The following is a 26,308-nucleotide window of genomic DNA, read 5'->3' as shown; positions in this document are numbered from 1 at the left end:
AATGAGATTGGTTCAGTGGTAGTAGTCGCGACCGCGCAGGTTGCTGTGGTCAGTCACGGCGGGCTCAGCGTTCGCGCTCACGCCATTTGCCGTGCGGTTGATGATGATCGCCGAGATGCTCTTGTAGGAGAACGCGCCGATTGCGACGGCGTGGGCGGAGACCATTTCGGCATAGGCGGGCTCAAGGTCGCGGTAGAGCCGCAGTACCCCAAGGCAACTCCTGAAGCCCTGCTCGGGATGCGCCCGTCGGGCGAGGATGGCGATGATCAGGCCTTCGGTCTGTGGGCCGATCGCGCTTCCCCAGCGCTGGAAGCGTTCCGGGGTCCACTCGGCATAATGTCGGTGAGAACTGGGCATGTGATCGGGCGTTGTCCCATGCCGGGTAACGCCGCCATATCGGCGCTGGTGGGTGGCGATGCGCTGGCCACGATGGAAGATTTCGATGCCACGCTCCGTTGCGCGCAGATCGACTTGCTGGCCGATCAGTGCGTGCGGAACCGAGTAGAAATAGCCATCATATTCAATGTGATAATCGATATTGACCCGGGCCAGACACCAATCGGCATATTCATAATCCTCCTCCGGGAGGGGTTGGAGTGCGGGGCGCTCGATCGTCTCGAGCAGATGACGGCGGCTGACCCCGATGCGGCGCATGACTTTGCCGTTGAGCACTTCGAGTGCCGGGAGGATTGCCCGATTGGCATCGTCCAGCGAGAAGAAGGTCTGGTTACGCAGCCGACCCAGGATATAGGTCTGCGCCAGGCGGACCCCGGCTTCCACTTTCGCCTTATCCCTGGGTTTACGAGGCCGTGCCGGGAGCACCCCGACACTGTAATGCGCGGCCATCATGCCGTAGCTGCGGTTGATCTCCGGGTCGTAGAACGATGCCTTGTTCACCCCCGCCTTGAGGTTGTCGGGCACCAGAAGCCTTGGCACCCCACCAATGTGACGCAGCAGGCGCACATGTGAGCGGATCCAGTCTGCCTTCTGCTGCGTCCAGGTCACTTCGGCGTAGGTGTAGCTCGAGGCGCCCAGCACGCCGACGAACAGTTCGGCCTCGCGGATTTCGCCGGTCATCCTGTCGATGATCGGGACTTTCTTGCCCGAGTAATCCACGAACAGCTTGTCGCCGGCGACATGCGCCTGGCGCATCACCGGCGACATCCGCTTCTGGAAGCCGCGCATCAGATCACAAAAACGGCTGTAGCCGTATCCAGCGGGATGGGAGACGCGATACTCCTCCCACAATAGGTGGAGCGTTACGCCCGGTCGCTTCAACTCACAAAGCAGCGCCGCCCAGTCCGGCTCGGGACGCCGCCGGAAGCCCGTCTTTGCCCCCGCCTTGATGAACAGTCGGGCCTGCAGCACATCGTCAGTCAACTCATCGGGCAATGGCCATGTCAGGCCCGCCGCCTTGGCCCGTCCCAGGTAGTCCTGGATCGTGCTGCGCGCCACGTTCACCGTACGGCCAATCTCGCGCGCGGAAACACCCTCTCCGGCAAGTCGCAGCATCAGTCGTATCTGTCGCATACTCATCTCTCTCTTCGCGGGCATCCGCCACTCCTCGATTGCCGAAGAGGCAGATTGCCCGATGGGGAACTTCCCTCGGAGAGACTTCAATCAGGTGGCCGGGAATTCTTCGGAATCCCTGGCCGACATCAGTCGGAATAGGTGGCCGGCTTCAAATCGGAATGGTGGCCGACATCAAATCGGAATCCCCGGCCGGCTTCCTTCGGAATCCGCAATCTGACGAACAAATATGTCGCAATCGTACCAAGTACCTGATGATGCCCGGTCGTTGCAGCCAGACCCAGAGCAGGCAACATGGCCACTGTTGGCCCAACATATGGTATGAATTCGCTAAGACCGGCCAAGAGGCCAAGCGCAGGAGCCGAGGGCACTCCCGCAAGCCAAAGCCCGACCCCGACCATGATCCCCATCGTCGTCATCAGGATTACTTGCGCAAGCACCCACGATTTCAATGTACTGGCTGTCTGATCCAATGCCCGAGAAAATACCGGACGGCGGGTTTTGGGGAGCAGGAGGAGCAAACCATGTTCGTATCGAGTGGGATCTGCGGCGAGAAAGAAAGATCCAACCACGATCAAAAGGATGTTGAGCAGAAGCTCAGCAGACCCGGAAACTAGACCGCCAACGTCGCTCGCAATTCTCGATCCAGCGTATGCCGCTTCGATTGCGTCGGTCAATTTGGCCCCGACGGGCGACACCGAGATCTGTTGGTCCAATTCACCGATGAGTTGGGGTAACGAGGCGATAAACGCATTGATCTGCGAACCGAACTGAACGGCGAACAGCCAACCCAAGAAAATAATGAACGCCAGAACACTGGTCATACCGCTCCAAAGCGCCCACCGGGGTGAAAAGCCGAGTATCCTGACGAATGCATCGCTAACGCTGCGAATCACAATTGCGCCAAGAATTGCTCCGAAGGCCAGCATCCAAATATGTGCTGACCTGTAGAGTGCGACCAATACGGCGACCATGACGATCAGGATTACCAGGCGCCTGATGTACCGTTGATCAGCAGGATCAGGAGTGAACCTTTTCATCTTCGGGCAACCTATCCGACCGGTAATCTTCGCTCTTGGTGGACTGCCCTGAAACAAGGCGGCGCTTGTGCTGGCGCCTATTCAGATGCACCGTCACCAAGCTGGCAGCGGGGAAGCAGCGAGCCTGCCTCCCCGATACAGCCTACTAGCCCTTCGTCTCAGTGCTGGAACGGCGAGCTACCCTTAGATTGTTCTGGACATGCTGCACGCCTGTAACCTCATCAGCCAAGTCTTCGGCGCGGCGTTTGGATTGTCGACTGTCGACAGTTCCATCCAGAGTGACCTCGCAATCGCCGACCTTGACCCTGATGTTGGATGCATCAAGCCGCCGGTCGCGAGTCAGGCTTTCGTTGACGTCTTCGCAAATGCGTTCATCCGATCGCGCGTAATCCGATGGCCCCCGGCCCTTGTGATCCATTTCGCGCCTTTGCGCAGCCTCGTCATCGCCAAACCAACTGGCAATCTCATCTCCGGCTCGCTGAAGAAATCCACGGCGTTCGCCGTAATCCCGCCAGGATCCATAGTCATCATCCTGATAGCGGTTCAGTCTGTGAAGACCGAAGGTGGGCTGGTAGGTATTGCTTGGCCTCAGCCCACCCGACGCTCTCGAACCGCGGTTATAGAAATCCCGACCGCCAAAATCTTCGCTCGTGAAGCTGGAATAATCACCTTGATAGTCGCCATAAAACGGTTCGGAGCGATAAGGCGCACTATCGCCCGCATAGGCTTCTTCCGGTAGACTATACCTTCGCGCGAAGTACTCTCTTCTCGAGTTTCGACCTGCGCTGCCCGAAAATCGATATGGACGCGAGGCGACGCGGTCGCCTTCATAGAAGCCCTCAAAGTTGACGGGTCCGCGCTGTTGTCGCTGCCTGTCGCCATACATCTCGAGATCGCTGGGAGCGTCGCTCGCCATAGGATCACCGGACTGCGAATAGGCTTCGTCGCGCCATTGAGTGGGCTGACGGGGATTATCCCACGGATCCTCCTCGTTTCGGGTACCATTGGGCTGCGCGCTAGCGCGATGGACGTCATGTCTGTTCATTGCCTCTCTCCAGTTCGTGAACGATGCGATCGTCTTTTTCACGACGACCAGCTCGAGCTTGCGCCGCACCGCTCGCGCGACGTGCTGGCATGATTGCAACGTCATAAAGGAGGCGCTCGTTCCCCAGTTTCAATGAAATCCGGATGCGCTCAGGCTAAAGACTGATAACGCAGATCACCAAAGCGCTGGAGTCCAACGGCACAATCTGACTCCCAGCGCACTTTCTCTGCGTCAAGGCCCGAGGCGTGTAAACTGCGCGGTCGAACCGCCCCATCGACGTGCCTGAGGCGCCCGTGCTCCTCGTCAGATCGCTGCATTATGTTGAACCGGGCCTGGTTTGACCGGTCCGGTTAAATCTTAGTGCAACATCGTCGACAGCTTAGCAGGAGGCAAGCCGCCCGCCTTCGCCTGGGCGGAGAGCTCCGATTTGCGGGCCAACAGGCGTACGCCCAGGGCATCAAGGTCGATATCGGCCGCGCGCGCCTGCTGGAACATGTTGTTCCGTTCCTTTTCCTCTTCCTTTACATGGTGCTCGATCTGCTCTTTCAGAACCGTGACCTTGGCGTCGTAGAAAGCTTCATCCGATACGCCTTGGGCAATCTCGTTGATCAGCGTCTTGGCACCGTCATGTTCGACATAGGCTTCGTCGAGCAGATCGTCGTCGATCTTGCCCCTGAGCGCTGGATAGAAGATTTCCTCCTCGATCTGTGCATGGATCTTGAGTTCATCGCAGATCCGGCTAGCGATCTCGCGCTTGCGATCAGTGCCACGCGCATCCCCGTATTTTTCGAATAGATCTTCGACAGTGCGGTGGTCGGCAGCGAGGATATGAGTGGCATCGGTACCGGAAAATTCGGGCATGTGCAGTTCCTTTCACAGGGGTATCGCTTGCCCCGCGGGCCGGTTGGCAAAGCGATACCCTAAAGCTGGACGATCGGCTTTAGTTCCGCAGCTGAAGGCAGGGCGCCGGGCGCAACCCGCGGAAATCCAGAGCGGCACCGCACGAGACCAACATTTGTTATACTGAAAATGGCCCGCGCGCCGGAACTCGCAGGGGGCGAGGAAGGTTCACTTGAGTGTCTGTCAAGTCAGCAAACCGAAAGCCGCGATGAAACCAAGACTGATCGTCGTTTCTAATCGATTGCCCATGGGCGACACGCCTTCGGGCGGTTTGGTGGTCGCACTCGATGATGTCCTCACCAAGTCGGGCGGGTGCTGGATTGGGGCACATCCTGATCCGGGTCGGAACGATCAGCTGGAGGAAATTCCAAGTTCCCGATATCGCAAGCTTGCGTTTCGGCTCACGCCCGAGGACGTCGAAGACTATTATCTCGGCTTTTCGAATTCGGTGCTGTGGCCGCTGTGCCATCGCCGGGTCGATCTGGTTTCGATGACCCCCAGCCATTGGCCTACCTACAAGGAGGTGAACCGCCGCCTCGCGCGGATGATCGCGAGTAAACTGGCCGCCGACGACTTAATCTGGGTGCATGATTATCACTTCTTTCCGCTGGCGCGCGAACTGCGCGCACTGGGTGTGCGCAACCGAATCGGCTTTTTCCTGCACATACCCTTTCCGGTTATGTCCGACCTCTCGATCCTACCCGAGCCGCAGTCGTTCGCAGACAACCTCGTCGACTACAATCTCATCGGCCTGCAAACGCGTGGCGATGTCGCGCGATGCTTGGAGATGTTCCGGTCCGATTCGAGATCTGAATTCCTGAACGATGGTACGATCAAGTTCCAGGGACGGATCACGTCGGTGCGCTCATTCCCGATTGGCATCGATGTCGCCGGGTTTCAGGCCGATGCCAGGACCGAGGGGCCCGATCCCTTCGGCGCGCAGGGTGCTCCCGAAAGATTCGCGATCGGCGTCGACCGGTTGGACTACAGCAAGGGGCTGCCCAACAGGTTCAATGCTTTCGCGCGCCATCTCGAACTGCGACCAGAGGGCAGCCGACCGTGCCTCGTGCAGATCGCGCCACCGACCCGGCAGGACGTGTTGGCCTATCAGCACATAACCGAGGAACTGCAGGGGCTGACCGGACGCATTAATGGCCAGTTCGCCGAACTCGACTGGACGCCGATCCGCTTCATCAACCGATCGGTGGAACGTACCAGACTGGCGCGGCTCTACCGCCAGGCCGACTGCAGCCTCGTCACATCGCTAGCCGACGGGATGAACCTCGTTGCCAAGGAATATGTCGCCGTGCAGGACCCGGCCGATCCGGGCGTCCTCATCCTCTCCCGTTTTGCTGGAGCCGCAGAGGACATGGTCGATGCGCTGCTGGTTAACCCATATGACATCGAGGAACTGGCAAGGTCGATAGCCGTGGCGTTCGAAATGCCGCTGGAAGAACGCCGCGAACGTCATGCCAGATGCCTTGACGTCGTCGAGCGCACGGACGCGGCGCTGTGGTCGGCAACATTTCTCGGTGTGCTGGCGTCTCGATTGCCCATGCTCCACTTTCCTGTTCCAGCGATGCCCCAGTTAGGCCTCGGCCGCATTAGCGCCAGTGAGGCACAGTGCTCGCACAAGATCGGGACTAGGTCCTGACAATGCGTTCTCCCATCCTGAGCAGTCCGGTTCTTGCCGATATCCCAAGCCTACCGGTTGGGCGCGTTTTCGTGTCCATTGAAAATAACCGGCATCGATGGAATTTACATACCAATCACATTAGCTAGCTTATGAAAACTATCTTTACGGAGTTGCGAAAGAAATTCTAGGAGTGGCGAGCTGCAATGGCCCCCTCAAACCTACTATGTTGTCAACTTTTGCGCCTTTTGCTCACCGATGAACACATTGTGCAGTTATCTTGTTATGTAACTCAAGGAGTCACATCATGGGACAACATTTGCAGACTTATCAATTGAAGTTCACAGACGACAATGCAGGCGTCGGTAAGACAGTCGAATTTCGGGCACCAGATGCATCCGAAGCTCTCATTGTCGCAAGAAAAGAAGCTCCCGATCGTGATGCAGAGCTCTGGCAGGAAGGCAGGTTACTTTGCCACCTGCGCCGATCCAAGGAAGAAGTCTGGCTGATTGAACCTTGAGGTGAAGTCTTAGGACTGAGTAATTACCGGCTTGCTTCGGACAATGGTCTGCTTTTGTTACTCCGCCGCTTGCTGATGTACCGCCAACCCGGTGGGCACAGACGACGAGGATCCAGCGCTGCGTGCGTCTACGACGCTGAGGTTGCCGCGTGTCCCAAGCACGACGACCGCTGCCACGTCCCGATCCTCCAGCCACAAGGCTGCTTTTACTTCGTCATGTGTGACCGTTCGCGACGGAGTGCGGCCTTATCGAAGGTACTGTTGACGAGTTGCAGGTGGGCTGGGCTTTGGCCAGTTGGTGCACAAAGGGAAAGCGGAGAGAAAGTGCTGCGATGGCAAATTGGAGCAGCATCCGCGCTTAGTAGGTGCAAGAGCTCGGCGAAAGCGCACTCACGCCGATGCGAGGGAGCCTCCAATCCGCCCATGCGTTGGAGAATGCAAGGCAACAGGGCGCGACCACAGATGCTTACAGACCGTTTTCTTCTCAACCGTCGGGGAGTTTCGCTACAGACCGAAGAGCGGGACTTGCTGGAATCGTCGATTAGCCAAGTGCGCAAGCTCAAGGCGCGCACCACGCTCGTTCACGCTGGCGAGGCCCTGGCGATCAGCACCCTGCTCGTCGAGGGGATGATGTCCCGATATATTGACGATCATAAAGGGCTGCGGCAACTGGTGGCCGTCCACGTCGCGGGCGAGTTCGTCGACTTACACGCCTATCCGATGCACCGCCTCGATCACAGCATCGGCACTCTTACGAGTGCAACGATCGCCATCATCCCGCACGAGGCCTTGCGTCGGATCCTCGCTGGACGCGAGGAATTCGCGCGCAAGCTGTGGTTCTCCACATTGCTCGACGCCGCCTTGCATCGCGCCTGGTTGTTCAGGCTCGGCCGCTTAGACGGGGTGGGCCGCGTCGCGCATTTCCTGTGCGAGACCAATGCGCGGCTACAGGCGGTGGGACTGAGCGACGGCCGCCGCTTTGCACTCAACTTGACTCAGACCGATATTGCCGAAGTGTGCGGCCTGACTACGGTCCACACGAACAGGGCAATCCGCCACTTGCGCGAGACGAACATGTGCTTGGTCAAAGCCTCGTTCGTCGACATTGTGGACGCCGCCGGGCTCGCCAGGCGAGGCGATTTCGATCCGGGCTATCTCTATCTCAATACCGCTTCTCAATGAAAGGGCGTCTGGCGTTTTCTCGTGAGCCTGCAGCCCCCGCGTCTAAGCAGGCTCCGACCAGCGTACCGACCATTTCCACGGCGACCTTGAGGCACGCGATGCGCGTAGGGCCGGGGCCGACATCCCCAAAATACTCAACTCAGTGGATAAGGTCGGCATCGGAACAGGCGCAAGCGAAGTGGATGTGGCCCAACTCATCCTCAGGCCCTGCCGGACCGGCAAAGCCTGTAACCACCAGCGCGATTTGCGCATCCGAGCGAAACAGGCTGCCATCGGCCATCGCGGGGGCACCGGTTTGCTTACGACGCCGCCATCGTCGATCATTTCAAAGCAGAGACTCAGCGTCTCGTTTGCGTTACACTACGAAGCCGCGATCGAAGGCATTGCTGGCATCTTCGATATCGCTAAGCAGGGATGCAAACGGGCCGCCGCAACATCTTTCTGCTGTGGCTAGTTGCAACCTGACCTCGCTGATCCATCGCAACAATCGGGCCACAGATTCGACCAGATCCGCGGGCAGAGCCGAGGTCGAGGGTTTCTGCCTCGCCGTCCGAACCCGGTGCTTGCGTGTCAAGCCATCTTCCATTCGTGATCCTGTTGCAAGCGACAAAATCCGAAGATCGCGCAGGTTCCCGCCAGTCGGCGCGGTCGGCCTGGCCTGCGGCCGCTCGGATGAAATGGCGGTTCGGCGCGTTTCGGAAACCATCGCGGTGGGTAGATGTTGGATCTAAGTGAAGCGCGCGAGCGCCGGGGTCCCGAAAAGCGACGGGCTGCGGGGCGCAAGCGCTAAGGAGAACGAACCCATGGTTAGTATCTGGCAAGGCATCAAGGACAGGATCAAGGGCAAGACAAAAAGAGCGGTAGGAGAGTTCGCCGCTCGACCGGACATCGTACTTGAGGGCGAACGGCAGGAAATGCGCGGGCGCCAGGAAACGCTCGAGGCTCGACACGAGGAAAACTCGAAGCCCTGACATCAATCGCTTGCCACTTGATATCGATGCCTTCTGTATCCCCATCGGCCGCCACAACTCTGAGCATCTGAAAAAGGCCAGCATTCTTGCGACGTTGCGAGGTGATACGCTTCCGCGGCCATCTCTGACCAACCCCCGGTGACCGATTGGACCTGAGCATAGGTTCGGAAAAGTCAGACCCAGATCACCCAAGTACCAAGTGACCTTAACGAGCGGCTTGTCCAAGTGTAGCCAGGAGGTGTATACGAAGATTCTGACACCTCAGCTGTATGAGTTTAAAATCAACAGCTTGATGGATACGCATTGTTGGCTGCGAATCCTGCCGCCCCAGCCAGCATTCATCCAAGCGACTGATTTATAAGCGTGGCAGGCCCAGAGCTCCGATTCGGGAGTCGGAGCGTGTAGCCACAGGGTGTCAGTCGGCCCGATGCGTTCCTGCCACCAGATCTTTCGCCGCGGAGCGGTCTATTACTACCGGCAAGCGATCCGCTGGCCGGATGGCGGCACATATCGTATAGCTCTGAGCCTGCTGACGCGGAGACTCGCCGTGGCTAGACAACGCGCGATCCGGCTGGCCGGCGTTGCCGAAACGGTCCGGTTCAGCCTGGAACACGATCCGGGTGACCCACCCTTCACCCCGGAGCAGCGCAATGCGCAGTTTCGTCGGCTGCTCGCCATCGAACGCGATCGCCTGGAAGCCCTGCACCTGCAGGTCCTCGACCAAGTCCCTCTCTCCACCGACCGCGAGGCCTTCGTCTGTCAGGTCTTCAACGATCTCGAACGCTTCTCCCAAGCGCTGGTGTGGGGCGGCATGCCCGATGACGCGGACGCGTCATCCCTCGGCGCCGCCGGCCTGCGCATGACGGAGCTTTGCCTTGCCCGCTGGCAGGCCGAGGTCGACGCCGAACTTCAGGCACAAGACCTCGAGGATACCGCCCCCCTGCGCCGGGCAATGTGCAAGATCATCCACCAGGCGCGGGTTGCCGCGATCCGCGAATTGCGCGGGGGCGCCACCCCGCGTTCGCAAGTGCGCGGCCATGATGGCGCCAGCCCCCCTCCCCGCGGGGCCCCGCCCCCCGCACGTGGCGATGCGCACGCCGGCGCCGATCTCGCGCGAAGCAGAGCCCCGACGGGGATGGGCTGGCCGGGACGATATGCGCGCGAAGGGCAGCCGCGGCGGCATGTCCCTCCTCTGGACGAACCGGTAGCCGAGTGGGCCGGCGTTACCGTGGTGGAGGCGGCAAGTCGCTACCTCGCCAGCGTGCCACGAGCCGGTGGCTGTGCCCCGGGAAAGCGCCGGCAGGCGCACAAGGGCTGGGACGATAAAACCAGGAACCAGTTCGCAATCGCTGCGATGCTCCTGGGCAAGGCTTTCCCGGCCCCCATCTGGCGGTTGCAGCAGGACGATCTCGATCGGTTTGCAGGCTTGCTCGACAAGCTTCCTGCCCACAGCCATCACAAATGCGAACGGCATCAGAACATGAGCCTCGAGGCCATTATTGCCGAAGCAGAAGCGCTCGTCGCGGCTGGAAAGCTCGCCGAAGACAAAATCGGTCTCCTGCCGCCGACCAGCAATCGCCACTTCCGGTTCCTGCGCACCCTGTGCACTTGGGTTCGCGCGCGCGTGCCGCAAATGGCGGACTTGCAGTGGGACGACTATATCCTTCCCGACCAGCGCGACGCGCGCGATCAACGCCTCGCGTTTACCCCTGAGCAAGGCAAGATCCTGTTTTCTCTGCCGGTCTGGACGGGCTGCGAAGGCCCCGGCCAGCGCGAGAGACCGGGCCGATGCATCCTGCACGACGCAGCGTACTGGGTTCCGCTGCTCTGTTGGTATTCCGGAGGCCGGCGCGAGGAGATTGCCAAGCTGCTGGTAGACGACATCGCTTTCGAGGACGGAATCGCCTACTTCAACATCGATGCGACCTCGACCGGACGCATCAAGAACGCGCGGTCTCGCCGCTCCATTCCGCTTGCCTGCGAGCTCCTGCGCCTGGGCTTTCTCGCTTACGTCGAAGCCGTCCAACACGCGGGTCAGAGCGTCCTGTTTCCCGACCTGCTTCCCGGGGAGTCCAAGCAGCACATGGGGGACGTCTTCTACAAGCGCTATTGGCGACCGCTCGCCCGACACCTTCCGTTCCTCAAGCCAGGTCAGGCTCTCCACGCCTTCCGGCATATGGTATCGACCGGGCTCAAGGATGCCGAAGTCTACATCGAGACGCGCAACGATCTGCTCGGCCATGCAACCGCGCATGGGATGTCCGACCGCTACTCGAAGGCGACTGCCCTATCGAAGCTGGCGAGCATCGTTGAAAAAATTCCAATCGTCACCGGTCACCTCGAGGCCGCACCTGTCAATATCTGCATGGCGAACTGGCCCTGCGCATATCCCGGCAGCGAATCGCAGGGACGTGGACGCGCCGAAGGCAAGCCTGCCCGAAGACAACGTACAGGCCCGGCAGCGTCCATCGAAGCCCCCTCGCCCGCGAAGCGCGCCGGGCAAACCAAGCGCAAGACAGCGAGAGTCCCCATCACGGGCTCAACCACCCCCGCTGCGCGCCGGTAAGTCGAGCGCCACTCCTGATCTAACGAAGCGCCTGTGAAATGACCTCGCAACGACCAGATTTGACCTCGCGCATCACGCCCCGCACCGCGCCAGCTGGCCTTCGCACATTCTTCAATATCGCTCGCTGCTGGGACCTTTCGAGCGAGCAGGAAGCGGCTATCCTGGGCGCCGGCAGCGGAGCCGAACTGGAGCGATGGCGCGAACTGGCCGGCAAAGAGACCGGCTCCCTCCCTCTGGAAACGGTTCTGAGGATCGGGCACATTCTCGTCATCTTCAGGCTCATCAACACGTTGCTGGGCGATCCTGCACGCGCCGATGCGTGGATGCGCAAGCCGAATTCGCACCCGCTCTTCGGGGGCGCCAGCGCCATCGACACGTTGGCGAGAGGTCGTCTCGACGACTTGCTCGCTCTGCGCCGATATCTCACCATCGAGGCCGGTCCATGACGCGTCACTCTCCTTTTCCCGACGACAGCCTGCCCGTCATCGAGAACGCCATTGCCCTGTTGGGCGGCAAGCAGGTCCTCGGCCTCGGCTCCAATGTGCCACTCGATCTGCACGAGCGGCTTGTCGCTGGTCTGCCCCTTACTGCGGTGGAGCACCTCATCGCCAGCGTCCCGTTCCTTGCGGCCCACGAGCGCTTCCACAAGGTCTCCGGCCTGAGGCTGGCAACCTATCGCCGGCATCTGACCATGGGCAAGGAGACGCTCAGCTCCGAGCAGAGCCAGCGGATATGGCGCTTCGCGGTTGCAATGTGCCAAGCCGCCGCAACGCTCGGTGACCTTGAGGTCGCGGCGGACTGGATGACCGCCCAGATCCTTCCGTTGGCCTGGGAAACGCCGCTCGATTTTATGGGCACCGAAATAGGCGGTATGTTGGTCCTTCGTGTTCTGGGACAGATCGAAGCCGGAAGCTTCTGAGCTTGCCGACCGGAAACGTGCGCGTGAGCATGAATGACCTGGCCTGCGGACGGTCCGGAAAAGCCGGTTTCTTTGTCTATCTGGCCGGACTTGCCGTTCGTTCATTCGGTGATTGGCGCCGTTGAAAGGAGTGTAATGACGGTCCGGACACTCGACCGACCGTGACAGCCAAGGGTTGGCGCGGTTCACGAGAGCCCGGCCCGCAGGGGCGTGGCAATAAGTCATCGGCAGGTAATTGAGAGTTAAACGGGGAATTCGCAACGCAGGAAAAGTCTGGCAGCCACGGACATCAAGGCTTTCTGATCACCTTGGTTTTGTAGACAGTTTCTTTAACGTCGCCGACTGTGCGTTCGACACTGACCCACATATCTTTGCCGTCGCCATCGTATTTGGCGCTATCCGAGAGCTTCTTATACGAACGCGAAGAAATATAGACGCACCAGGGATAGTTTCGGTCGCGATGGGAACTGAAAAACCTGCATCAAGAATTGTCACGCCTAGAGCATCGTTGAAGCTGAAAATCATCTCTCGGCTGATAGCAGTAGCCGTTCTCGCTGGTGCTGGATTTGTCATCTATCATGATGCTATCCACGGCAGGTGGTTTCGCCTGACAATTGTGCTTTGCGTCACGTTGGTCGCTACCTGGCATACGATGAGACCGAAGCGGTCATCCGAAAGCTAGGCATCTGGCGTCTGCTTTGTCGGCGGCTCCGGAACAGCGCCTTCCGGATTAAAAGTTTGAAATACCGCCGTTCGCTCGCGGCCGGTCGGGCCGACGGGAGCCGCCGCCAGAAGCGCCATCAATTCCGCAATAGTGGGGACGCCGCCTCGATCCATCGCAGTCTTGAATCGAAAGCCCGTTCCCGCGTCAATGGCCTTCAACCGACAAACTGATATTGCCGCACCGGATGAGGGACCATCGCGTCAATATCGATCCCGTCGAGCAGCCAGCGCAATTGCTCCGTGGTGAGCGCCACCACCGTTTCCGCTCGTTTGGGCCATCGGAACTTGTCCTCTGTCAGCGCCTTGAGCACCAGCACAAAGCCCGACCGGTCAAAGAACAGCAGCTTCATCCGGGTCCGGCGCCGGTTGCAAAAGGCGAACGCCGCGCGCTCGAACGGATTAAGGCCCATCGACTGCTCGACCAGGATCGCAAGGCTGTTGATCCCACAGCGAAAGTCGATCGGATCCCGGTGGAGATAGACGCGCAGATCTTCAGCGAGCCGGAACATTGAAATGCCCCAGCGCATCGATCATCACCACGAGTAACTGCGCGTCACACCCCTCCAGCGTCAGCGATACGCCATTTGGCATCGACGCCTGCAGCCGCGCTGACGTTACCAATTCCGCAGACCGGCTCGCGATCCCACCAGTGGGTCGCTCCGCAGGCGCCGGAGACGTCTCCACCCGGATAAACGCCGACGGATCCGGCAACTGCCCCGTGCTCCGCTGCCCGTTCGTACTCTACCGCTGCTAATACTTCCTGACCCATTTGCGCAGTTGGTTGGCGTTGACACCGTGCTCCAGCGCAAGCCTCGCCACCGATATGCCCGGCGGGGAAGGCACGCCTCAACCAACCGTGCCTTCCCCGCCGGATCATAATAGCGCTGGCCGTTACTCGTCACCCTCACAACCTCGAGTCCATAGGAGCCCATCTGCGCCATCTCCATGTGTCCACCTCATCCTTGGTGGACACATCCTTCACACCACGTCACTCAACCGAACAGGTGCGCAGAATCTCGCGCTTACGAAGGAAGAGCTTCAGTATCCGCTGTCTACGCTTCACGAGTGGCGTTGCCGGCACCCGTGCAAGACTCGCTTCCGGCTGGCGGGCTGCGCCTTTGCCGGGAGGGCGTCGAACCCTCTGGATCGCTGCGAAAGGCTTCAGGATCTACATTCCGTTTTCCTTTCCTGGGCTTACCCTGACGCAAGGCAGTTCATGCGCGATAATTGGCTCTCGAACCGCATCTTCTCGTCCTACGACAACGTCGTCGATCACTGCTGCCACGCGTGGAACCGCCTCATGATCAGCCATGGCGCATCATGTCCATCGGGTCACGCCAATGGGCGCATGGGTCATGATCAGAGAGTCATGGTATGAGTAGCCAGTTCGGCCCGAACGTACCGTCATCCGCCTGCCGGCCAACTATGAGGCCGTCTATCGCACCGCCATTGCCCAACTGGAGGAGCACCTCGCCGCACGCGAGGCGATTGGCTCGAAGAACATGATCCGCGCTCTGATCGAGGCAGTGGTGGTCCCTGGCGGCGACAGCCGCGGTGGCAAGCATCGCCGCCTGGAGCTGCACGGCGCCCTGTTTCGGATGCTGGATTTGGCGCAGGCCGCAGCGGCGGAGGCCAGGGGAGCGGGCTTTGTCGTAGATGGTTGGTTGCGGGGGCTCGCAACGGACGGTGTACCACAAAAGCCATTATCGAAATTTAGGTGAATTGAAGAAAGGCATTTGCGGAATGCCTGAAAGGTCTCATTCCGAACGCACGCTGGTCGCAACCACAATCACGAGTATCAGGCGCTAACCGGCGCCCCGGCCGATCAACATTCTACGACGTTTACCGCGAGACCCCCGAGCGACGTCTCCTTGTACTTCTCACTCATATCTCGACCGGTCCGCAACATCGTGCTGATCACCTGATCCAGTGTCACATGGTGTGTGCCGTCACCGAGCATGGCCAACCGCGCTGCTTCGATCGCCTTCACCGCACCCATTGCATTCCGCTCGATGCAAGGAATCTGCACAAGTCCTCCGACGGGGTCGCATGTGAGTCCCAGATTATGCTCCATGCCGATTTCCGCGGCATTTTCTACCTGCGAGGCTGTGCCGCCAAGGACGGCAGCCAGGCCCGCTGCCGCCATGGAACATGCCACGCCGACTTCACCCTGGCAGCCAACTTCAGCGCCGGAAATGGACGCATTCTCCTTGAAGAGTGCGCCGACTGCTCCTGCGGTGAGAAGGAAGTCTTCGACTCCCCTGGCATTGGCGCCCTCAACAAAGCCGAGATAGTAGTGGATAACTGCGGGAATGATCCCCGCAGCTCCATTTGTCGGCGCGGTCACCATGCGGCCTCCGCTGGCATTTTCTTCATTGACAGCCATTGCCCAAAGCTTGACCCAATCCAGTGGGCGTGCACCTTCTACAGCGTCACATCTACGCAATCTCGCGTAAATGGAGTGGGCGCGACGCTTGACGCCAAGAGATCCAGGCAGCACGCCATCTTGGCGCAGGCCGCGCTCGATACACTGCGTCATCGCATCGACCAGTTGCTGCGCCCGTGCGGAAAAGCACTCAGGCGACATCATCCGCAACTCATGCCTGCGTTGAACATCCGCGATAGAGCCGCCCGCTATGGCCGCCATGTCCAGCAGTTCCCCGGCCGACATGAATGGCCGCGTTAACAGCCGCGTTGCCGGTTCGACTTCGTCGCTATCATCCGCATAGACGACAGCGCCCCCTCCGACAGAATAGCACGTCCGTTCCGCTACCAGCTGACCTGCTTCGTCCCACGCCATGAAACGCATTCCGTTGGAGTGGGCGTTCAGCCGCTCGCGTGGGCGCCAGATTATATCCGTCGACCCATCGAACCTGATGGCACCGCCATCCGGCCGGGTGATTTCCTGCCGCAATTGTACGCGCGCAATCGTGACTGCCATCTCATCCGGGTTGACGCTTTCTGGCCGATGTCCGGCCAATCCGGCTATGACGGCGGTATCTGTCGCATGGCCTCGCCCGGTAAGGGCGAGAGAGCCGAACAAGACGACCTGCAACCTAGCCGCTTCTCGCCCTACGAGCTGCATGAAGTCGGCGGCTGCCGTCATTGGACCCATGGTGTGCGAGCTCGACGGACCTATGCCGATCCTGAATACGTCAAATATGCTGGCGGCCATGATGTCTTTCACAGTGAACTGCGCGGTGTCATTCCGATGAGGCATGATCCGGCCGGGGGCGGGGAAGGTTTCAACAGATGGTGACCAAATCCCCGGAACGATCAACGGATGGGAGGCATCACTTTTGGTTATATGGATAACATGATTTCATTTGTCGGCTGATGATCGGCCAAACAACATGATCCCAGGCGACCGGGCCAGAAGAGCCCGCTGAACGTCGCAAAATCCAATCAAAAATGGGGGCATGTAGACGATGTATATCGAGAGAATTCTGCGCGTGACCACTTCAGCTCTGGCGCTTGCGACTGTGCAACCGGTGTATGCTCAAAGCGGCCAAGTCGCCGGGTCTCAAGGTTCGCAAAATTTTCCATCTTCATCTCCAGACGAGCAGGTCCAGGAGGGGGGTGGCGATATCATTGTCACGGCGCTGCGGCGCAAGGGTACTGTTCAATCTACCCCGCTCAGCATCTCTGCAATGACAGGGGACAGCCTTGCGGCTATGGGCGCAACGCAGTTGCAGGACTATTTTCGGCAAGTGCCCAACTTGAACGTGGCGCAGGGCGTCCTCGGCCAGAACCGTGTCAGCGTGCGTGGCATCGGCGGCATCGGCGAAGCCACGACCGGATTGTATTTTGGTGAGGTACCGGTCACCGGTCCCAGTGGTACGGTCGGCGATCCGGGCAATAACGCGCCTGACCTTAACCTCTACGACATCGAGCGGGTGGAGGTGATTCGCGGGCCGCAGGGGACATTATATGGCGGCAGTTCCATGGCCGGCACGCTGCGCATCATCTTCAACAGGCCCAAACTGTCCAAGTTCGAGGCCGGCATGGAAGGTCAATATGCAACTACTCAAGGCGGGAGCGACAGCTATTTCGCCAAAGCCATGGTCAATGTGCCCGTGGTGGATGGTGTGCTCGGCGTGCGTATGTCCGGCTATTATGAGCAACGCGCGGGCTATATCGACAATATCAGGCTTGGACGTAAAAACATCAATGACATGACCGCGCAGGGCATACGGCTGCTTATCGGTTTCGAGCCTGGCCCGGACACGAACGTGACCGGCACGTTCATCTATCAGCGCAGCGATGCCGATGACGCGCAGGGGTGGTTCCCATCGGTCGGCGACCTGAAGACCAACACTCCAGTGATCCTGCCGTTCAATAATCGCTTCAAGCTCTACAATCTCACGGGCACGCACGACTTTGGGGGTGTTACGCTGACCGTATCGGGCGCAATCTACCGCTACGACGTCCTGCGCACGCTGGACTTCACCCCCAGCGTCACGGCCATCTCCTACTCGCCCGCCGCATGCCAAGGCTACTATGCGCAGGCGACCCCATGCAGCGACGCGCAATATGCGGCCTATAATTCCTATGGGCTGAGCCAAACCCCGGCGCTTGGCTACCAGCCGGGATATCTGCGCACCCAAACGGCCGAGGCGCGCCTTGCGTCGGATGGAGACGGCTGGCTCCAGTGGACCGCAGGCCTATTCTACGAGCGTCGCCGGGATTATATCGACAGCCATGTCACTAAAGCCGCATCGGATGGATCGGCTCCTGACCCTTTGCAGGACATCAGCTATCGCTTCATCGCCAATCGCCTGCGTCAGCTTGCGGGATTTGCGGAAGTCTCGGTCAAGCCGGTCGAGGCGCTGACGCTGACCGGAGGTCTGCGCTATTATGATTATGAAAAGACGACGGCCGGCCAGGCGTTGCTGGGCAGCGTGCTGACGAGCAGCATCGTTTCGCCCTACACGGAGCGGACAGCCAAGAGCAACGGCTGGCTGGTTAAGCTCAACGCCAGCTATGAATTCTCGCCTCGCTTCATGGCCTATGCGAATGCTGCCCAGGGTTTCCGTCCGGGCGGCGCGAACAACATCCCGTCTCTGCAAGGCGATCTTGTCACCTATGCGCCGGATAGTCTCTGGAACTACGAGGTCGGCGTGAAATCCCGCTGGTTCGGGGATGTCCTGACCGCAAATGCCGCGCTGTTCCAGATCGACTGGCAGAATATACAGGTTGCCGCGCGCACGTCGGATGGCCTCTTCACCTTCCTGGCGAATGCAGGCGGCGCCCGCATTCGGGGCGCGGAACTTGAGCTTTCCGCCGAACCGATCAAGGGTCTGAACCTGACAGCGGCCGTTGGCTATGTCCGGGGTAAGCTGACCTCGGACCAGGTGATCGCCAGCTTCCAAAACGCCAGCGCAGGCGGCAAGAAGGGGGACCCGCTAGGAATGGCGCCCTGGTCGGTATCGGCGAGCGCGTCCTATGACTGGGAATTAACGCCGGAACTGGACGGGATAGTACGCGCCGACCTGACCTATTCGGGCAAGGGGCGCAACGGCTTCAACCCGGCCGATCCCTATTTCACCACGCAAGGGGATTTTGCTACCCTAAACATCCGGACTGGCGTCCAGAACAAGCGCCTGGGCGCTTATCTGTTCGTCCAGAATGTCGGCAATGTGAACGGGGTAGCAAGCCGCGTGTCCACTTTTGGATCGACGAACATGTCGTTCAGCATCCCGCCCCGCACGGTCGGGATCAACGTCCGGTTGAACTACTGATCTAAGCTCCTGTTAACATGACTTCCATTGGCTCGGAAATTGAGCGAACGTCTCTGCAAATATTTCGTCATTGCGCGAGCCATTGGAGGCAGGAACCCGTATGAAACTCCATCAACTCCGCGCCCTGGCCGAGGTGGCGCGGGCGGGCAGTATCCAGCGGGCGGCTCGCGCCATGCACGTTTCGCAACCGGCGCTCAGCAAGTCGATCCGCGAATTGGAACGGCAACTGGGCGTTATACTTCTGGTCCGCGGTGTAGCTGGAACCACGCTGACGCCATTCGGCGCGATACTTTCCAAGCGTCATGACGCCATTCAGAAGGAACTCGAAAGGGCACGCGAAGAGGTCGAATGGCTGAAGGGAACGTTGGGCGGACGATTGCTGGTCGGCATATCCCCGCCCGTCGCGGGCACCAACATAGCCAGCATCGTAACGAGCTTTCGCGAGCGGCAACCCTCCGTGGAACTGGGGCTGTTGGAGTTACGCCCAGCGCAGATCTTCGATGCGGTGCGCAGCGGCACACTCGATATAGGCATCGTGCACCATTATGGTGGCATGGACCTCGCCGGCCTGCAATGCATCACGCTAAGGACCTACGGGACGATGCTGGCGATTGGAGGGCGCGATCCCGTCCTTCCAGAAACGGTCGATCAGCTCTGGTCGCTGGAATGGATCACGGGCGACCTATCCGACTATCACCATGGCTATATTCCCATTATGGCGGACCGGCTGGGCCGCAACGTGCCCCAGCGCATTTCCCGCTGCACGTCGATCTCCGTTTACTTCGACCTTGCAGAGCAGTCGGGGCTTATCAGCCATTGGGCCGAGATCGCCAGCTCGCATCTAGACCTGAAGCTGCGGAGCGGGGCGCTCACCCGCATCGACCTCGGCATCGATCTGCCCGACATGCACATCGCGCTCGTCTACAAGGATGAGGAGCTGCTGACGCCGGGCGGCGCGCTGCTGACGAAGATCATCAGGTCGTCACTGCAATAAGGCCCTATTACCTGAGATTATACCCATGAGAAGAGGATTGAGGCGCACCATGCCGCCGCCGGTTATGCCGGACGTACGATAACAGAATGATCTGGAGGACATATGAAGCGATTTTCGGCTATCGCAGCGCTGATGCTGCTCCCCGCAACGGGCGTGTCTGCGCAGGATAAGGCCTCGGGGCCTTCAAGCCGCGCGGTCAGCGCGCCTGCCGATGCCGCAGCAGCGGTCGACAAGACAGTGATCGATCATTTGCTCGATCCAAATATGAACGCGCTGGAAGCGCTGTACCGGGACCTCCACCAGCATCCGGAACTGGGTTTTCAGGAGCATCGGACGTCCGGGCTGTTGGCCGAGCGGATGCGCAAGATCGGGTTCGAGGTGACGGAGAATGTCGGCAGGACCGGCGTCGTCGCCGTCTATCGGAACGGCTCCGGCCCAGTCACGCTGGTGCGGACCGAGATGGATGCGTTGCCGATGGAGGAGAAGACGTCGCTCCCCTTCGCAAGCCGCGCACAGGCCATGCTGGACGGCAAACAGTCCTTTGTAGCGCACAGCTGCGGCCATGACGTGCACATGGCCTGGTGGGTCGGCGCGGCGGAAGCTCTGGTCAAGATGAAGCATCGGTGGCGCGGAACATTGCTGTTCATTGCGCAGCCTGCCGAGGAGCCGCTGGGCGGAGCGAAGGCAATGCTGGACGACGGCTTGCTGACGCGCTTTCCCAGGCCCGATTTCGCCTTGGCGGCGCATGTGGGCGGGGGCATGCCGCTCGGTACTGTCGTGATGAAGGAAGGGGTGATCCTGTCCGCGTCCGACGCGTTGGAAATCGTCTTCAACGGACGCGGTGCGCATGGTTCGGCGCCAAGTTCGGCGATCGATCCTATCGTCATGGGCGCGCACTTCGTCAGCGATGTCCAGACCGTCATCAGCAGACAGAAGGATGCGGGCACCTTTGGCGTCATCACGGTCGGCGCGTTCCAGTCCGGCAGCGTCGGCAACATCATACCGGATACCGCCACGCTGCGTCTCAGTCTCCGGTCCTTCACGCCGGAAGTGCGTTCGCTTTTGCTCAACGGCGTGGAGAAGACGGCGCAGGGCGTATCTGTCATGGCCGGCGCGCCTGCACCGACGATCAGGCGTCTGAACGGCTCCGCAGCGACGCAGAACGACGCCGGCCTGATGGCCCGGATCGCGCCCGCGCTGAAGTCCGCGTTCGGAGCGGGTGTCGTGTCGATCCCTGCCACCGTTCCGGGCTTTTCCGGCAGCGAGGATTTCTCGGAGCTTGCCGCGAGGGGGATCCCGTCCGCCTATCTCATGATTGGCGGCGATCAGCCGGAAACACTGGCCGGTTACAAAGCGAAGGGCATCGTTCCGCCGACCAACCACTCCCCCCTGTACGCACCGGCGGCACGGCCCGCGATCCGCAATGGCGCGGCCGCCCTCGTCCTCTCGGTCCTGTCGCTGAACGGCGCTCCTAACCCCTGAAACATTGCCGGCTCACTTGCTGACGAGGACAAGACAACTCATGATTGTTGGACGGGTCAAGCCGCTGAGCGCGATAATGATCTGCCCCCCTGGTATTGTCAGAAGGATGGCCGAACTGGTGATTGGCTGCTAGCCGCAGTGGATGAGCAAGACCGATAATCCGTTCAGATACTTTCACTCATCGCCCGATATCATCCGCATGGTGGTGATGCTTTACGTGCGATATCCGCTATCGCTACGGAACGTGGAGGATCTGCTCTTCGAACGCGGATATGACTTTTGTCACGAGACTGTACGGCTTTGGTGGAGCCCGTTTCGGACCGATGTTTGCAGCCGAGATTCGGAGGCGGCGTGTGGACCACATGCGTGGCGTTCGACACTGGCGCTGGCACCTTGATGAAATGTACGCGAAGATGAACGGCGAGATGGTCTATCTGTGGCGCGCGGTTGATCACGAAACTGAGATCCTGGAGAGTGAGGTGGTGCCGGAAATCTGGACAGGGTGCTAAGCTCATCCCGACGTGAGGAACGGGCGGGAATGAAGAGGACGAGAAAGCGCTACAGCGCGGAATTCAAGGCGAAGGTGGCGATGGAGGCGATCCGGGGCGAATTGACGCTGGCGGAGCTGGCAGCCAAGCACGGCATCCACCATACGATGATCGGGGCGTGGAAGCGTCAGGCGATGGACGGGATGGCAAGCCTGTTCGACGGCGGGGAGCAGGCGTCGAAGGCTGAGACCGAAGCGGAAATTGAGAAGTTGCACGCCAAGATCGGGCAATTGCTGGTGGAGCGTGATTTTTTAGCGAAAGCCTCGGGTCGATGAGCGCGGGCCAGAGGCGATCGCTGATCGAGCCTGCTCACCCACGCCTGTCGATCGCGGGGCAATGCCGCCTGCTGTCGATCAGCAGGTCGTCGTATTACTACGTTCCTGTGCCTCAGAGCGAGGAGACGCTGGCGCTGATGCGGGTGATCGACGAGGTGTTCATGGACTGCCCGTGGTACGGCAGCCGGCAGATGGCGCGGCACCTGCAACGGCTCGGGCACGCGGTGGGACGCCGCCGGGTGCGGCGGTTGATGGCGAAGATGGGACTGGTGGCGATCTACCAGCGCCCGCGCACAAGCGATCCGCACCCGGAGCATCGGATTTATCCCTATCTACTGCGCGATCTAGAGATCACGCGGCCGAACCAGGCGTGATGCGCGGATGTGACGTACCTGCCGATGCGTCGGGGCTTCCTCTACCTGGTCGCGATCATGGATTGGGCGACCCGCAAGGTGCTCGCCTGGCGATTGTCCAACACCATGGATGCTGCCTTTTGCGTCGAGGCGCTGGAGGAGGCCATGGCCCGATACGGTAAGCCCGAAATCTTCAACACCGACCAAGGCAGCCAGTTCACCAGCCAGGCCTTCACTGGCGTGCTGCGCGCCGCCGAAGTGAAGATCAGCATGGATGGCAAGGGACGCTGGATGGACAACGTATTCATTGAACGCCTGTGGCGATCGGTGAAATATGAATGCGTCTACCTGCATGCTTTCGAGACCGGTTCTGAACTGCGCGCAGGTCTGGCCCGATGGTTTGCCTATTACAACGACCATCGCCCTCATTCGCGCCTTGCGGGCAAAACTCCGGCCGAGGCATATGGGCAAATCGACGCTTCAGACCATGGGGGGCATGCCCCCCATGGTCTGATGACCAGAATGGCGGCATGAACGACAACACGGATGAGCTTATCTTAGCCGCAAACCTGTCCAAATAGGCGGGACCACCTCACCGGGATCGGTGCGCTAATTGGAGGCGAGTTGTCATCCGACTGACAGCACACTCCATGACCACTGCGCCTTCGCACGAACCATGACGGCGCTCTGACGGCTACCCAATCAGCTCGTGCGTGGGGTCGGTGCAGCGGTTAGAACGCATCCGACATTCTGACTACCGCATCCACCAAGCCCTTTCTGCAATGAAATGATGTCCCCAGACCCTACAGATCAACCTGTCGCTTCGGTCAGCGCCGATGGAGCCTACGACACAAAATCCTGCCACGACGCTATCGCCGCACGCCATGCCTGTGCCGTCATCCCCGCCCGCCGCAACGCACGGGCCTGGCCCGAAAGCACGCCGGGCGTCAAAGCCCGCAATGAAACCTTTCGTGCAAGCCGCCGCCTCGGCAGGACAATCTGGAAACGCTGGAGCGTCTATCACCAGCGCAGCCGCGTCGAGACCAAGATGCATTGCTTCAAGCTGCTCAGTGAACGCGTCATGGCACGAGAGTTCGATCACCAAGTCGCCGAGCTACAAATCCGCGCCCAATTGTGCAATAAAGCCGTAAGGTCCGCTTCGGAGTGCTACGGCATCGATTCCGGTTCTGACATTATAACGAAAATTGTGCACATAGAGCTGTGCGCAACTTCGTATTTTTCTACAAGGTACATTTTCTCAGAGCAGCTTCGAATACGGCCAGGAACTTGTCGACATGCTCGTCCTCGCAGACCAGCGGAGGACGAATCTTGAGTGCATCCTCGTTAGCTGCCGTCGTGCTTATGAGCACGCCGTCGTCCCGCATGGCGTTGACCAGATCGAGCGCCAGCATCCTGCGCTCCATCGAGGAACTTGCGTCAGGCCCGATATCGACCCCGAAGAACAATCCGGCGTTTCGGATCGCGCGAATTCCGGGGGAGTGCGCGGCAACGAGCTCAAGGCCGGCCCTGAGGCGCCGGCTCACGGCGACTACCTTTTCCAACATGCCGTCGCGCTGCAGGACGGTCAGAACGGCATTGGCGGCGGCGATGCCGACCGTGTTTCCGGCAAAGGTGTTCGAGTACCGCGCGGTCTGGCCGAACAGTTCCATCGGATGCTGGCGGCCTACGACTGCGCCGATCGGAAAGCCATTCCCCATAGGCTTTCCCAGCGTGGCCAGATCGGGGACGATGCCGTGGCGCTCGAAGCCCCACATATGCGAACCGGTGCGGCCGAAGCCCGGCTGAACCTCGTCCGATATAACCAGGCCACCCGCCTCGCGGACAGCCTCGACCGCGCCGGCGATGAAGCCCGGCGGATCGATCCAGACGCCATCGCTTGAAAAGATGCTGTCGAACAACAGCGCAGCCACGCCGATACCGCGGCGTTGCAGGTCCGTAATTGCGGCGCGAACCTGGGCTTCGAAGTATGATGCCGCCTGATCATCGGGCACGCCGCTCAGTCCGGGCAGCGCGACCATGCGCACGGTCGGGCTGAGGTTCACCGCGGCTCCCAGATTGGGAGATACTGCGGCCACGGCGGCGCTGGTTCCGTGATAGGCATAGGAGGTGACGATTACGCCTTCGTTGCCGCTTACCAATCGCGCAATGCGCAAGGCAAGGTCGTTGGACTCACTGCCGGTGCAGGTAAACACCACGCGGTCCATCTCGGCGGGAAATGTCCCGACGAGCCTTTCCGCATAGTCCACCAGCTTCGGCTCAAGATACCGGGTATTGGCGCTGAGCCGGGCCGCCTGCTCGGCCATCGCCGCATTCACTTCGGGATGGCAGTGCCCGAGCGACGGCACGTTGTTGTAGAAATCGAGATAGGCGCGGTTATCCGGGTCGTAGAGCCACATCCCTTCGCCGCGCACGAAGTGGACCGGTTTGCGATACTGCAGCCTGTATGAAGCGCCGAGAACGGCATCACGCCGCGCGATCAATTCAGCCTCGCGTTGGGGAAGCTCGGCCTCGCCGGGCCTGAAGCGGTTGGGCATGAGATCTACGGTCATGAGATGCTGCCTATATTATGCGGTTGTCGTTCAGGAGGTGGGTGCGGCTTCAGGGAGGGTCGAGCCCCGCCGCGGCGCGAATTGCCGCTTCGCCCGACGACACATCGAGCAAAGCCAGGACCGCCAGCCCTTGTTCCGCCCGCTTCACGTTCTTCATGATATAAGGGGCGGCAGCCGGGAAAAGGTGTGACCGCCAGTTGTTGATCAGGACCAGAGCGCTCTGGCGCGCACGCATCAACCCGAGCAGGAGCGATGCTTCGAGTTCCGACAAGGGAGCCAGCGATGCATAGCCGGCGATGACGTGCTCCGCTCCGCCCAGCGGAGTGCGCGGATCGATGACGAAATGTCCAGCTGCAATGGCGAGGTCCTGAACTCGCGGATTCCAGCCGCCATCGCCGAAATCGATGAACCCGATGCCCTTGCCGGTATCGATCATGTTGAACGGACTGGGATCGTTGTGGGTGACTTGCCAGTCGAGGTCGGCGATATGCGGAGAAATGTCGCGAATGTACTCCGCCATGGCACTGCGCACGAGCTTCGCAGTCCGACCCTTGCTAAGATAGCGCTCCAGTTCCACCAGCCAGGGCCAGCAGGCGATGTTCCATAGCACGGGGCGCCGTGCCGCCGGCGGGTCGGTGTCTTTCATGGCGAGATTGAGCCGAGCGAGCGCCGCGCCGACTTCGCGGAGGATCTCCGGAGTGCGCGGCACCATGTGCAGCGGAATTCCGTCCATGCGCGTTTGGAGGTAGCCGCAGCCCCCCTCATGCTCGAACATCAGCCCGCCAGAGAGCGTGTCGATCACCTCTGGCGCCATGACCCCGTCGGCCCCTCGCAGACCTGCCAGCGCGGCGGACTGGAACTGAAAGCTTTCAAGGGCCTGCGGCCTCGAAGACGTCTTGAGAATGAACGCCCGGCCATCGGCCAGCCTTGCATCGAAGGTGCGCTCTACTTCGGACGACAAGGCGGTGAGAGCACCCTGCTGCCCGTAGTGCTGCTCAAGCAGCAAGACCGGCACATCGGGCTCCGATGCGTCGGGCAGCATGGCCAGGCGCTCGGCAGCGGCCTGAAAGTAGGCCCTGTCATCGCACGCTGCACGTTGATTGCCCGCCAGGATACCGATTTCCCTGACCTCCGCGTCGGTTGGATCGCCGGTGCGTGACTTCACCTCGAAGGTCCTGTCCAAAGGGTACGAGCACAACGGGACGATGCACCATGTCCCATATGAAAAGCTGCTTCGGCTTTGCAGCGAGCGCAGGGTTGACCTGCACCTTCCACCCAGTCTTTTAGCAAGACAAACAGCGACATAAATACCCTTT

Annotated in this window: 21 protein-coding genes and 4 pseudogenes; 15 read left to right on the top strand and 10 right to left on the bottom strand. The window is 60.3% G+C overall.

Annotated elements, in window-relative coordinates:
- Positions 1–12: 12 nt before the first annotated feature.
- The 4 genes from istA to J3474_RS17755 form a co-directional block, all read right to left on the bottom strand.
- The gene (gene istA, locus J3474_RS17770; protein ID WP_207095109.1) at positions 13–1,530 is read right to left on the bottom strand and encodes an IS21 family transposase; all 1,518 of its coding nucleotides are present in this window, start codon (positions 1,528–1,530) and stop codon (positions 13–15) included.
- Positions 1,531–1,658: 128 nt separating this feature from the next.
- Positions 1,659–2,570 carry an AI-2E family transporter gene (locus J3474_RS17765; protein ID WP_207095064.1) on the bottom strand — a complete coding sequence of 304 codons (912 nt, stop codon included), beginning with the start codon at positions 2,568–2,570 and terminating at the stop codon, positions 1,659–1,661.
- A 145-nt stretch (positions 2,571–2,715) separates the two neighbouring features.
- The gene (locus J3474_RS17760; protein WP_207095063.1) at positions 2,716–3,720 is read right to left on the bottom strand and encodes a BON domain-containing protein; all 1,005 of its coding nucleotides are present in this window, start codon (positions 3,718–3,720) and stop codon (positions 2,716–2,718) included.
- 252 nt (positions 3,721–3,972) lie between these two features.
- On the bottom strand, positions 3,973–4,476 hold the full coding sequence (locus J3474_RS17755; protein WP_207095062.1) for a hemerythrin domain-containing protein: 504 nt from the start codon (positions 4,474–4,476) through the stop codon (positions 3,973–3,975).
- 247 nt (positions 4,477–4,723) lie between these two features.
- Here J3474_RS17755 and J3474_RS17750 point away from each other — a divergent pair, with 247 nt between their 5' ends.
- From J3474_RS17750 to J3474_RS17740, 3 genes are all read left to right on the top strand, one after another.
- On the top strand, positions 4,724–6,169 hold the full coding sequence (locus J3474_RS17750; RefSeq protein ID WP_207095061.1) for a trehalose-6-phosphate synthase: 1,446 nt from the start codon (positions 4,724–4,726) through the stop codon (positions 6,167–6,169).
- Between the two features lie 286 nt (positions 6,170–6,455).
- Positions 6,456–6,668, top strand: coding sequence for a hypothetical protein (locus tag J3474_RS17745; protein ID WP_242528464.1), 213 nt, complete (start codon positions 6,456–6,458; stop codon positions 6,666–6,668).
- Between the two features lie 462 nt (positions 6,669–7,130).
- On the top strand, positions 7,131–7,850 hold the full coding sequence (locus tag J3474_RS17740; protein WP_207095060.1) for a Crp/Fnr family transcriptional regulator: 720 nt from the start codon (positions 7,131–7,133) through the stop codon (positions 7,848–7,850).
- A gap of 139 nt (positions 7,851–7,989) precedes the next feature.
- Here J3474_RS17740 and J3474_RS22785 read toward each other — a convergent pair.
- Positions 7,990–8,436 (bottom strand): annotated as a pseudogene (locus J3474_RS22785) (CinA family protein).
- A gap of 217 nt (positions 8,437–8,653) precedes the next feature.
- On the opposite strand from J3474_RS22785, the gene J3474_RS17725 reads away from it, so the two are divergent.
- The 4 genes from J3474_RS17725 (at position 8,654) to J3474_RS17710 (ending at position 12,306) form a co-directional block, all read left to right on the top strand.
- The gene (locus tag J3474_RS17725; protein ID WP_207095057.1) at positions 8,654–8,821 is read left to right on the top strand and encodes a hypothetical protein; all 168 of its coding nucleotides are present in this window, start codon (positions 8,654–8,656) and stop codon (positions 8,819–8,821) included.
- A gap of 547 nt (positions 8,822–9,368) precedes the next feature.
- On the top strand, positions 9,369–11,387 hold the full coding sequence (locus J3474_RS17720) for a site-specific integrase (protein WP_242528463.1): 2,019 nt from the start codon (positions 9,369–9,371) through the stop codon (positions 11,385–11,387).
- 59 nt (positions 11,388–11,446) lie between these two features.
- Entirely contained in the window at positions 11,447–11,833 is a 387-nt protein-coding gene (locus J3474_RS17715) for an antitoxin Xre/MbcA/ParS toxin-binding domain-containing protein (protein ID WP_242528462.1), read from the top strand.
- Positions 11,830–12,306, top strand: coding sequence for an antitoxin Xre/MbcA/ParS toxin-binding domain-containing protein (locus J3474_RS17710; RefSeq protein WP_013836962.1), 477 nt, complete (start codon positions 11,830–11,832; stop codon positions 12,304–12,306). Before J3474_RS17715 ends, J3474_RS17710 begins: the two co-directional genes overlap by 4 nt.
- Before the next feature lie 878 nt (positions 12,307–13,184).
- Here J3474_RS17710 and tnpB read toward each other — a convergent pair.
- Both tnpB and J3474_RS23035 read right to left on the bottom strand, forming a co-directional pair.
- Positions 13,185–13,556, bottom strand: coding sequence for an IS66 family insertion sequence element accessory protein TnpB (gene tnpB, locus J3474_RS17705; protein ID WP_207095055.1), 372 nt, complete (start codon positions 13,554–13,556; stop codon positions 13,185–13,187).
- A gap of 223 nt (positions 13,557–13,779) precedes the next feature.
- Positions 13,780–13,848 (bottom strand): transposase, encoded by a 69-nt coding sequence (locus J3474_RS23035; protein ID WP_376706542.1) that lies wholly within the window; start codon positions 13,846–13,848, stop codon positions 13,780–13,782.
- A gap of 391 nt (positions 13,849–14,239) precedes the next feature.
- On the opposite strand from J3474_RS23035, the pseudogene J3474_RS17695 reads away from it, so the two are divergent.
- Positions 14,240–14,388 (top strand): annotated as a pseudogene (locus J3474_RS17695) (IS630 family transposase); the annotation flags it as partial.
- 143 nt (positions 14,389–14,531) lie between these two features.
- Positions 14,532–14,750, top strand: a complete 219-nt coding sequence (locus tag J3474_RS17690; protein ID WP_207095053.1) for a hypothetical protein — start codon at positions 14,532–14,534, stop codon at positions 14,748–14,750.
- A 104-nt stretch (positions 14,751–14,854) separates the two neighbouring features.
- Here J3474_RS17690 and J3474_RS17685 read toward each other — a convergent pair whose 3' ends face one another.
- On the bottom strand, positions 14,855–16,204 hold the full coding sequence (locus tag J3474_RS17685; protein WP_207095106.1) for an L-serine ammonia-lyase: 1,350 nt from the start codon (positions 16,202–16,204) through the stop codon (positions 14,855–14,857).
- Between the two features lie 253 nt (positions 16,205–16,457).
- On the opposite strand from J3474_RS17685, the gene J3474_RS17680 reads away from it, so the two are divergent.
- From J3474_RS17680 to J3474_RS17655, 6 genes and pseudogenes are all read left to right on the top strand, one after another.
- Positions 16,458–18,770, top strand: a complete 2,313-nt coding sequence (locus tag J3474_RS17680; RefSeq protein WP_207095052.1) for a TonB-dependent receptor — start codon at positions 16,458–16,460, stop codon at positions 18,768–18,770.
- Between the two features lie 100 nt (positions 18,771–18,870).
- Complete coding sequence (locus tag J3474_RS17675) at positions 18,871–19,764, top strand: LysR family transcriptional regulator (RefSeq protein WP_207095051.1); 894 nt, start codon at positions 18,871–18,873, stop codon at positions 19,762–19,764.
- A gap of 264 nt (positions 19,765–20,028) precedes the next feature.
- A complete protein-coding gene (locus J3474_RS17670; RefSeq protein ID WP_242528461.1) occupies positions 20,029–21,246 on the top strand; it encodes an amidohydrolase in 1,218 nt (405 codons plus the stop codon).
- 362 nt (positions 21,247–21,608) lie between these two features.
- A complete protein-coding gene (locus J3474_RS22780) occupies positions 21,609–21,755 on the top strand; it encodes a transposase (RefSeq protein WP_242528460.1) in 147 nt (48 codons plus the stop codon).
- A gap of 29 nt (positions 21,756–21,784) precedes the next feature.
- A pseudogene (locus J3474_RS17660) lies at positions 21,785–22,956 on the top strand (IS3 family transposase).
- Positions 22,957–23,224: 268 nt separating this feature from the next.
- Positions 23,225–23,566: pseudogene (locus tag J3474_RS17655) on the top strand (transposase); the annotation flags it as partial.
- A gap of 97 nt (positions 23,567–23,663) precedes the next feature.
- Here the strand turns inward: J3474_RS17655 and J3474_RS17650 are convergent.
- Positions 23,664–24,992, bottom strand: coding sequence for an aspartate aminotransferase family protein (locus J3474_RS17650; RefSeq protein ID WP_207095049.1), 1,329 nt, complete (start codon positions 24,990–24,992; stop codon positions 23,664–23,666).
- Positions 24,993–25,041: 49 nt separating this feature from the next.
- Positions 25,042–26,157, bottom strand: coding sequence for a phosphotransferase (locus tag J3474_RS17645; RefSeq protein WP_242528459.1), 1,116 nt, complete (start codon positions 26,155–26,157; stop codon positions 25,042–25,044).
- Positions 26,158–26,308: the final 151 nt, after the last annotated feature.

The organism is Novosphingobium sp. PY1 (genome assembly GCF_017312445.1).
In the GTDB taxonomy this organism is placed as follows: Bacteria; Pseudomonadota; Alphaproteobacteria; order Sphingomonadales; family Sphingomonadaceae; genus Novosphingobium.
This window is presented reverse-complemented; position numbering and strand designations above follow the sequence as displayed.

Bases quoted from the DNA above. Each gene is read 5' to 3' on its own strand.
- istA (WP_207095109.1), bottom strand. From the start codon at position 1,530: ATGCGACAGATACGACTGATGCTGCGACTTGCCGGAGAGGGTGTTTCC.
- J3474_RS17765 (WP_207095064.1), bottom strand. From the start codon at position 2,570: ATGAAAAGGTTCACTCCTGATCCTGCTGATCAACGGTACATCAGGCGC.
- J3474_RS17760 (WP_207095063.1), bottom strand. From the start codon at position 3,720: ATGACGTTGCAATCATGCCAGCACGTCGCGCGAGCGGTGCGGCGCAAG.
- J3474_RS17755 (WP_207095062.1), bottom strand. From the start codon at position 4,476: ATGCCCGAATTTTCCGGTACCGATGCCACTCATATCCTCGCTGCCGAC.
- J3474_RS17750 (WP_207095061.1), top strand. From the start codon at position 4,724: ATGAAACCAAGACTGATCGTCGTTTCTAATCGATTGCCCATGGGCGAC.
- J3474_RS17745 (WP_242528464.1), top strand. From the start codon at position 6,456: ATGGGACAACATTTGCAGACTTATCAATTGAAGTTCACAGACGACAAT.
- J3474_RS17740 (WP_207095060.1), top strand. From the start codon at position 7,131: ATGCTTACAGACCGTTTTCTTCTCAACCGTCGGGGAGTTTCGCTACAG.
- J3474_RS17725 (WP_207095057.1), top strand. From the start codon at position 8,654: ATGGTTAGTATCTGGCAAGGCATCAAGGACAGGATCAAGGGCAAGACA.
- J3474_RS17710 (WP_013836962.1), top strand. From the start codon at position 11,830: ATGACGCGTCACTCTCCTTTTCCCGACGACAGCCTGCCCGTCATCGAG.
- tnpB (WP_207095055.1), bottom strand. From the start codon at position 13,556: ATGCGCTGGGGCATTTCAATGTTCCGGCTCGCTGAAGATCTGCGCGTC.
- J3474_RS17690 (WP_207095053.1), top strand. From the start codon at position 14,532: ATGATCCGCGCTCTGATCGAGGCAGTGGTGGTCCCTGGCGGCGACAGC.
- J3474_RS17685 (WP_207095106.1), bottom strand. From the start codon at position 16,204: ATGGCCGCCAGCATATTTGACGTATTCAGGATCGGCATAGGTCCGTCG.
- J3474_RS17680 (WP_207095052.1), top strand. From the start codon at position 16,458: ATGTATATCGAGAGAATTCTGCGCGTGACCACTTCAGCTCTGGCGCTT.
- J3474_RS17675 (WP_207095051.1), top strand. From the start codon at position 18,871: ATGAAACTCCATCAACTCCGCGCCCTGGCCGAGGTGGCGCGGGCGGGC.
- J3474_RS17670 (WP_242528461.1), top strand. From the start codon at position 20,029: ATGAACGCGCTGGAAGCGCTGTACCGGGACCTCCACCAGCATCCGGAA.
- J3474_RS22780 (WP_242528460.1), top strand. From the start codon at position 21,609: ATGCGTGGCGTTCGACACTGGCGCTGGCACCTTGATGAAATGTACGCG.
- J3474_RS17650 (WP_207095049.1), bottom strand. From the start codon at position 24,992: ATGACCGTAGATCTCATGCCCAACCGCTTCAGGCCCGGCGAGGCCGAG.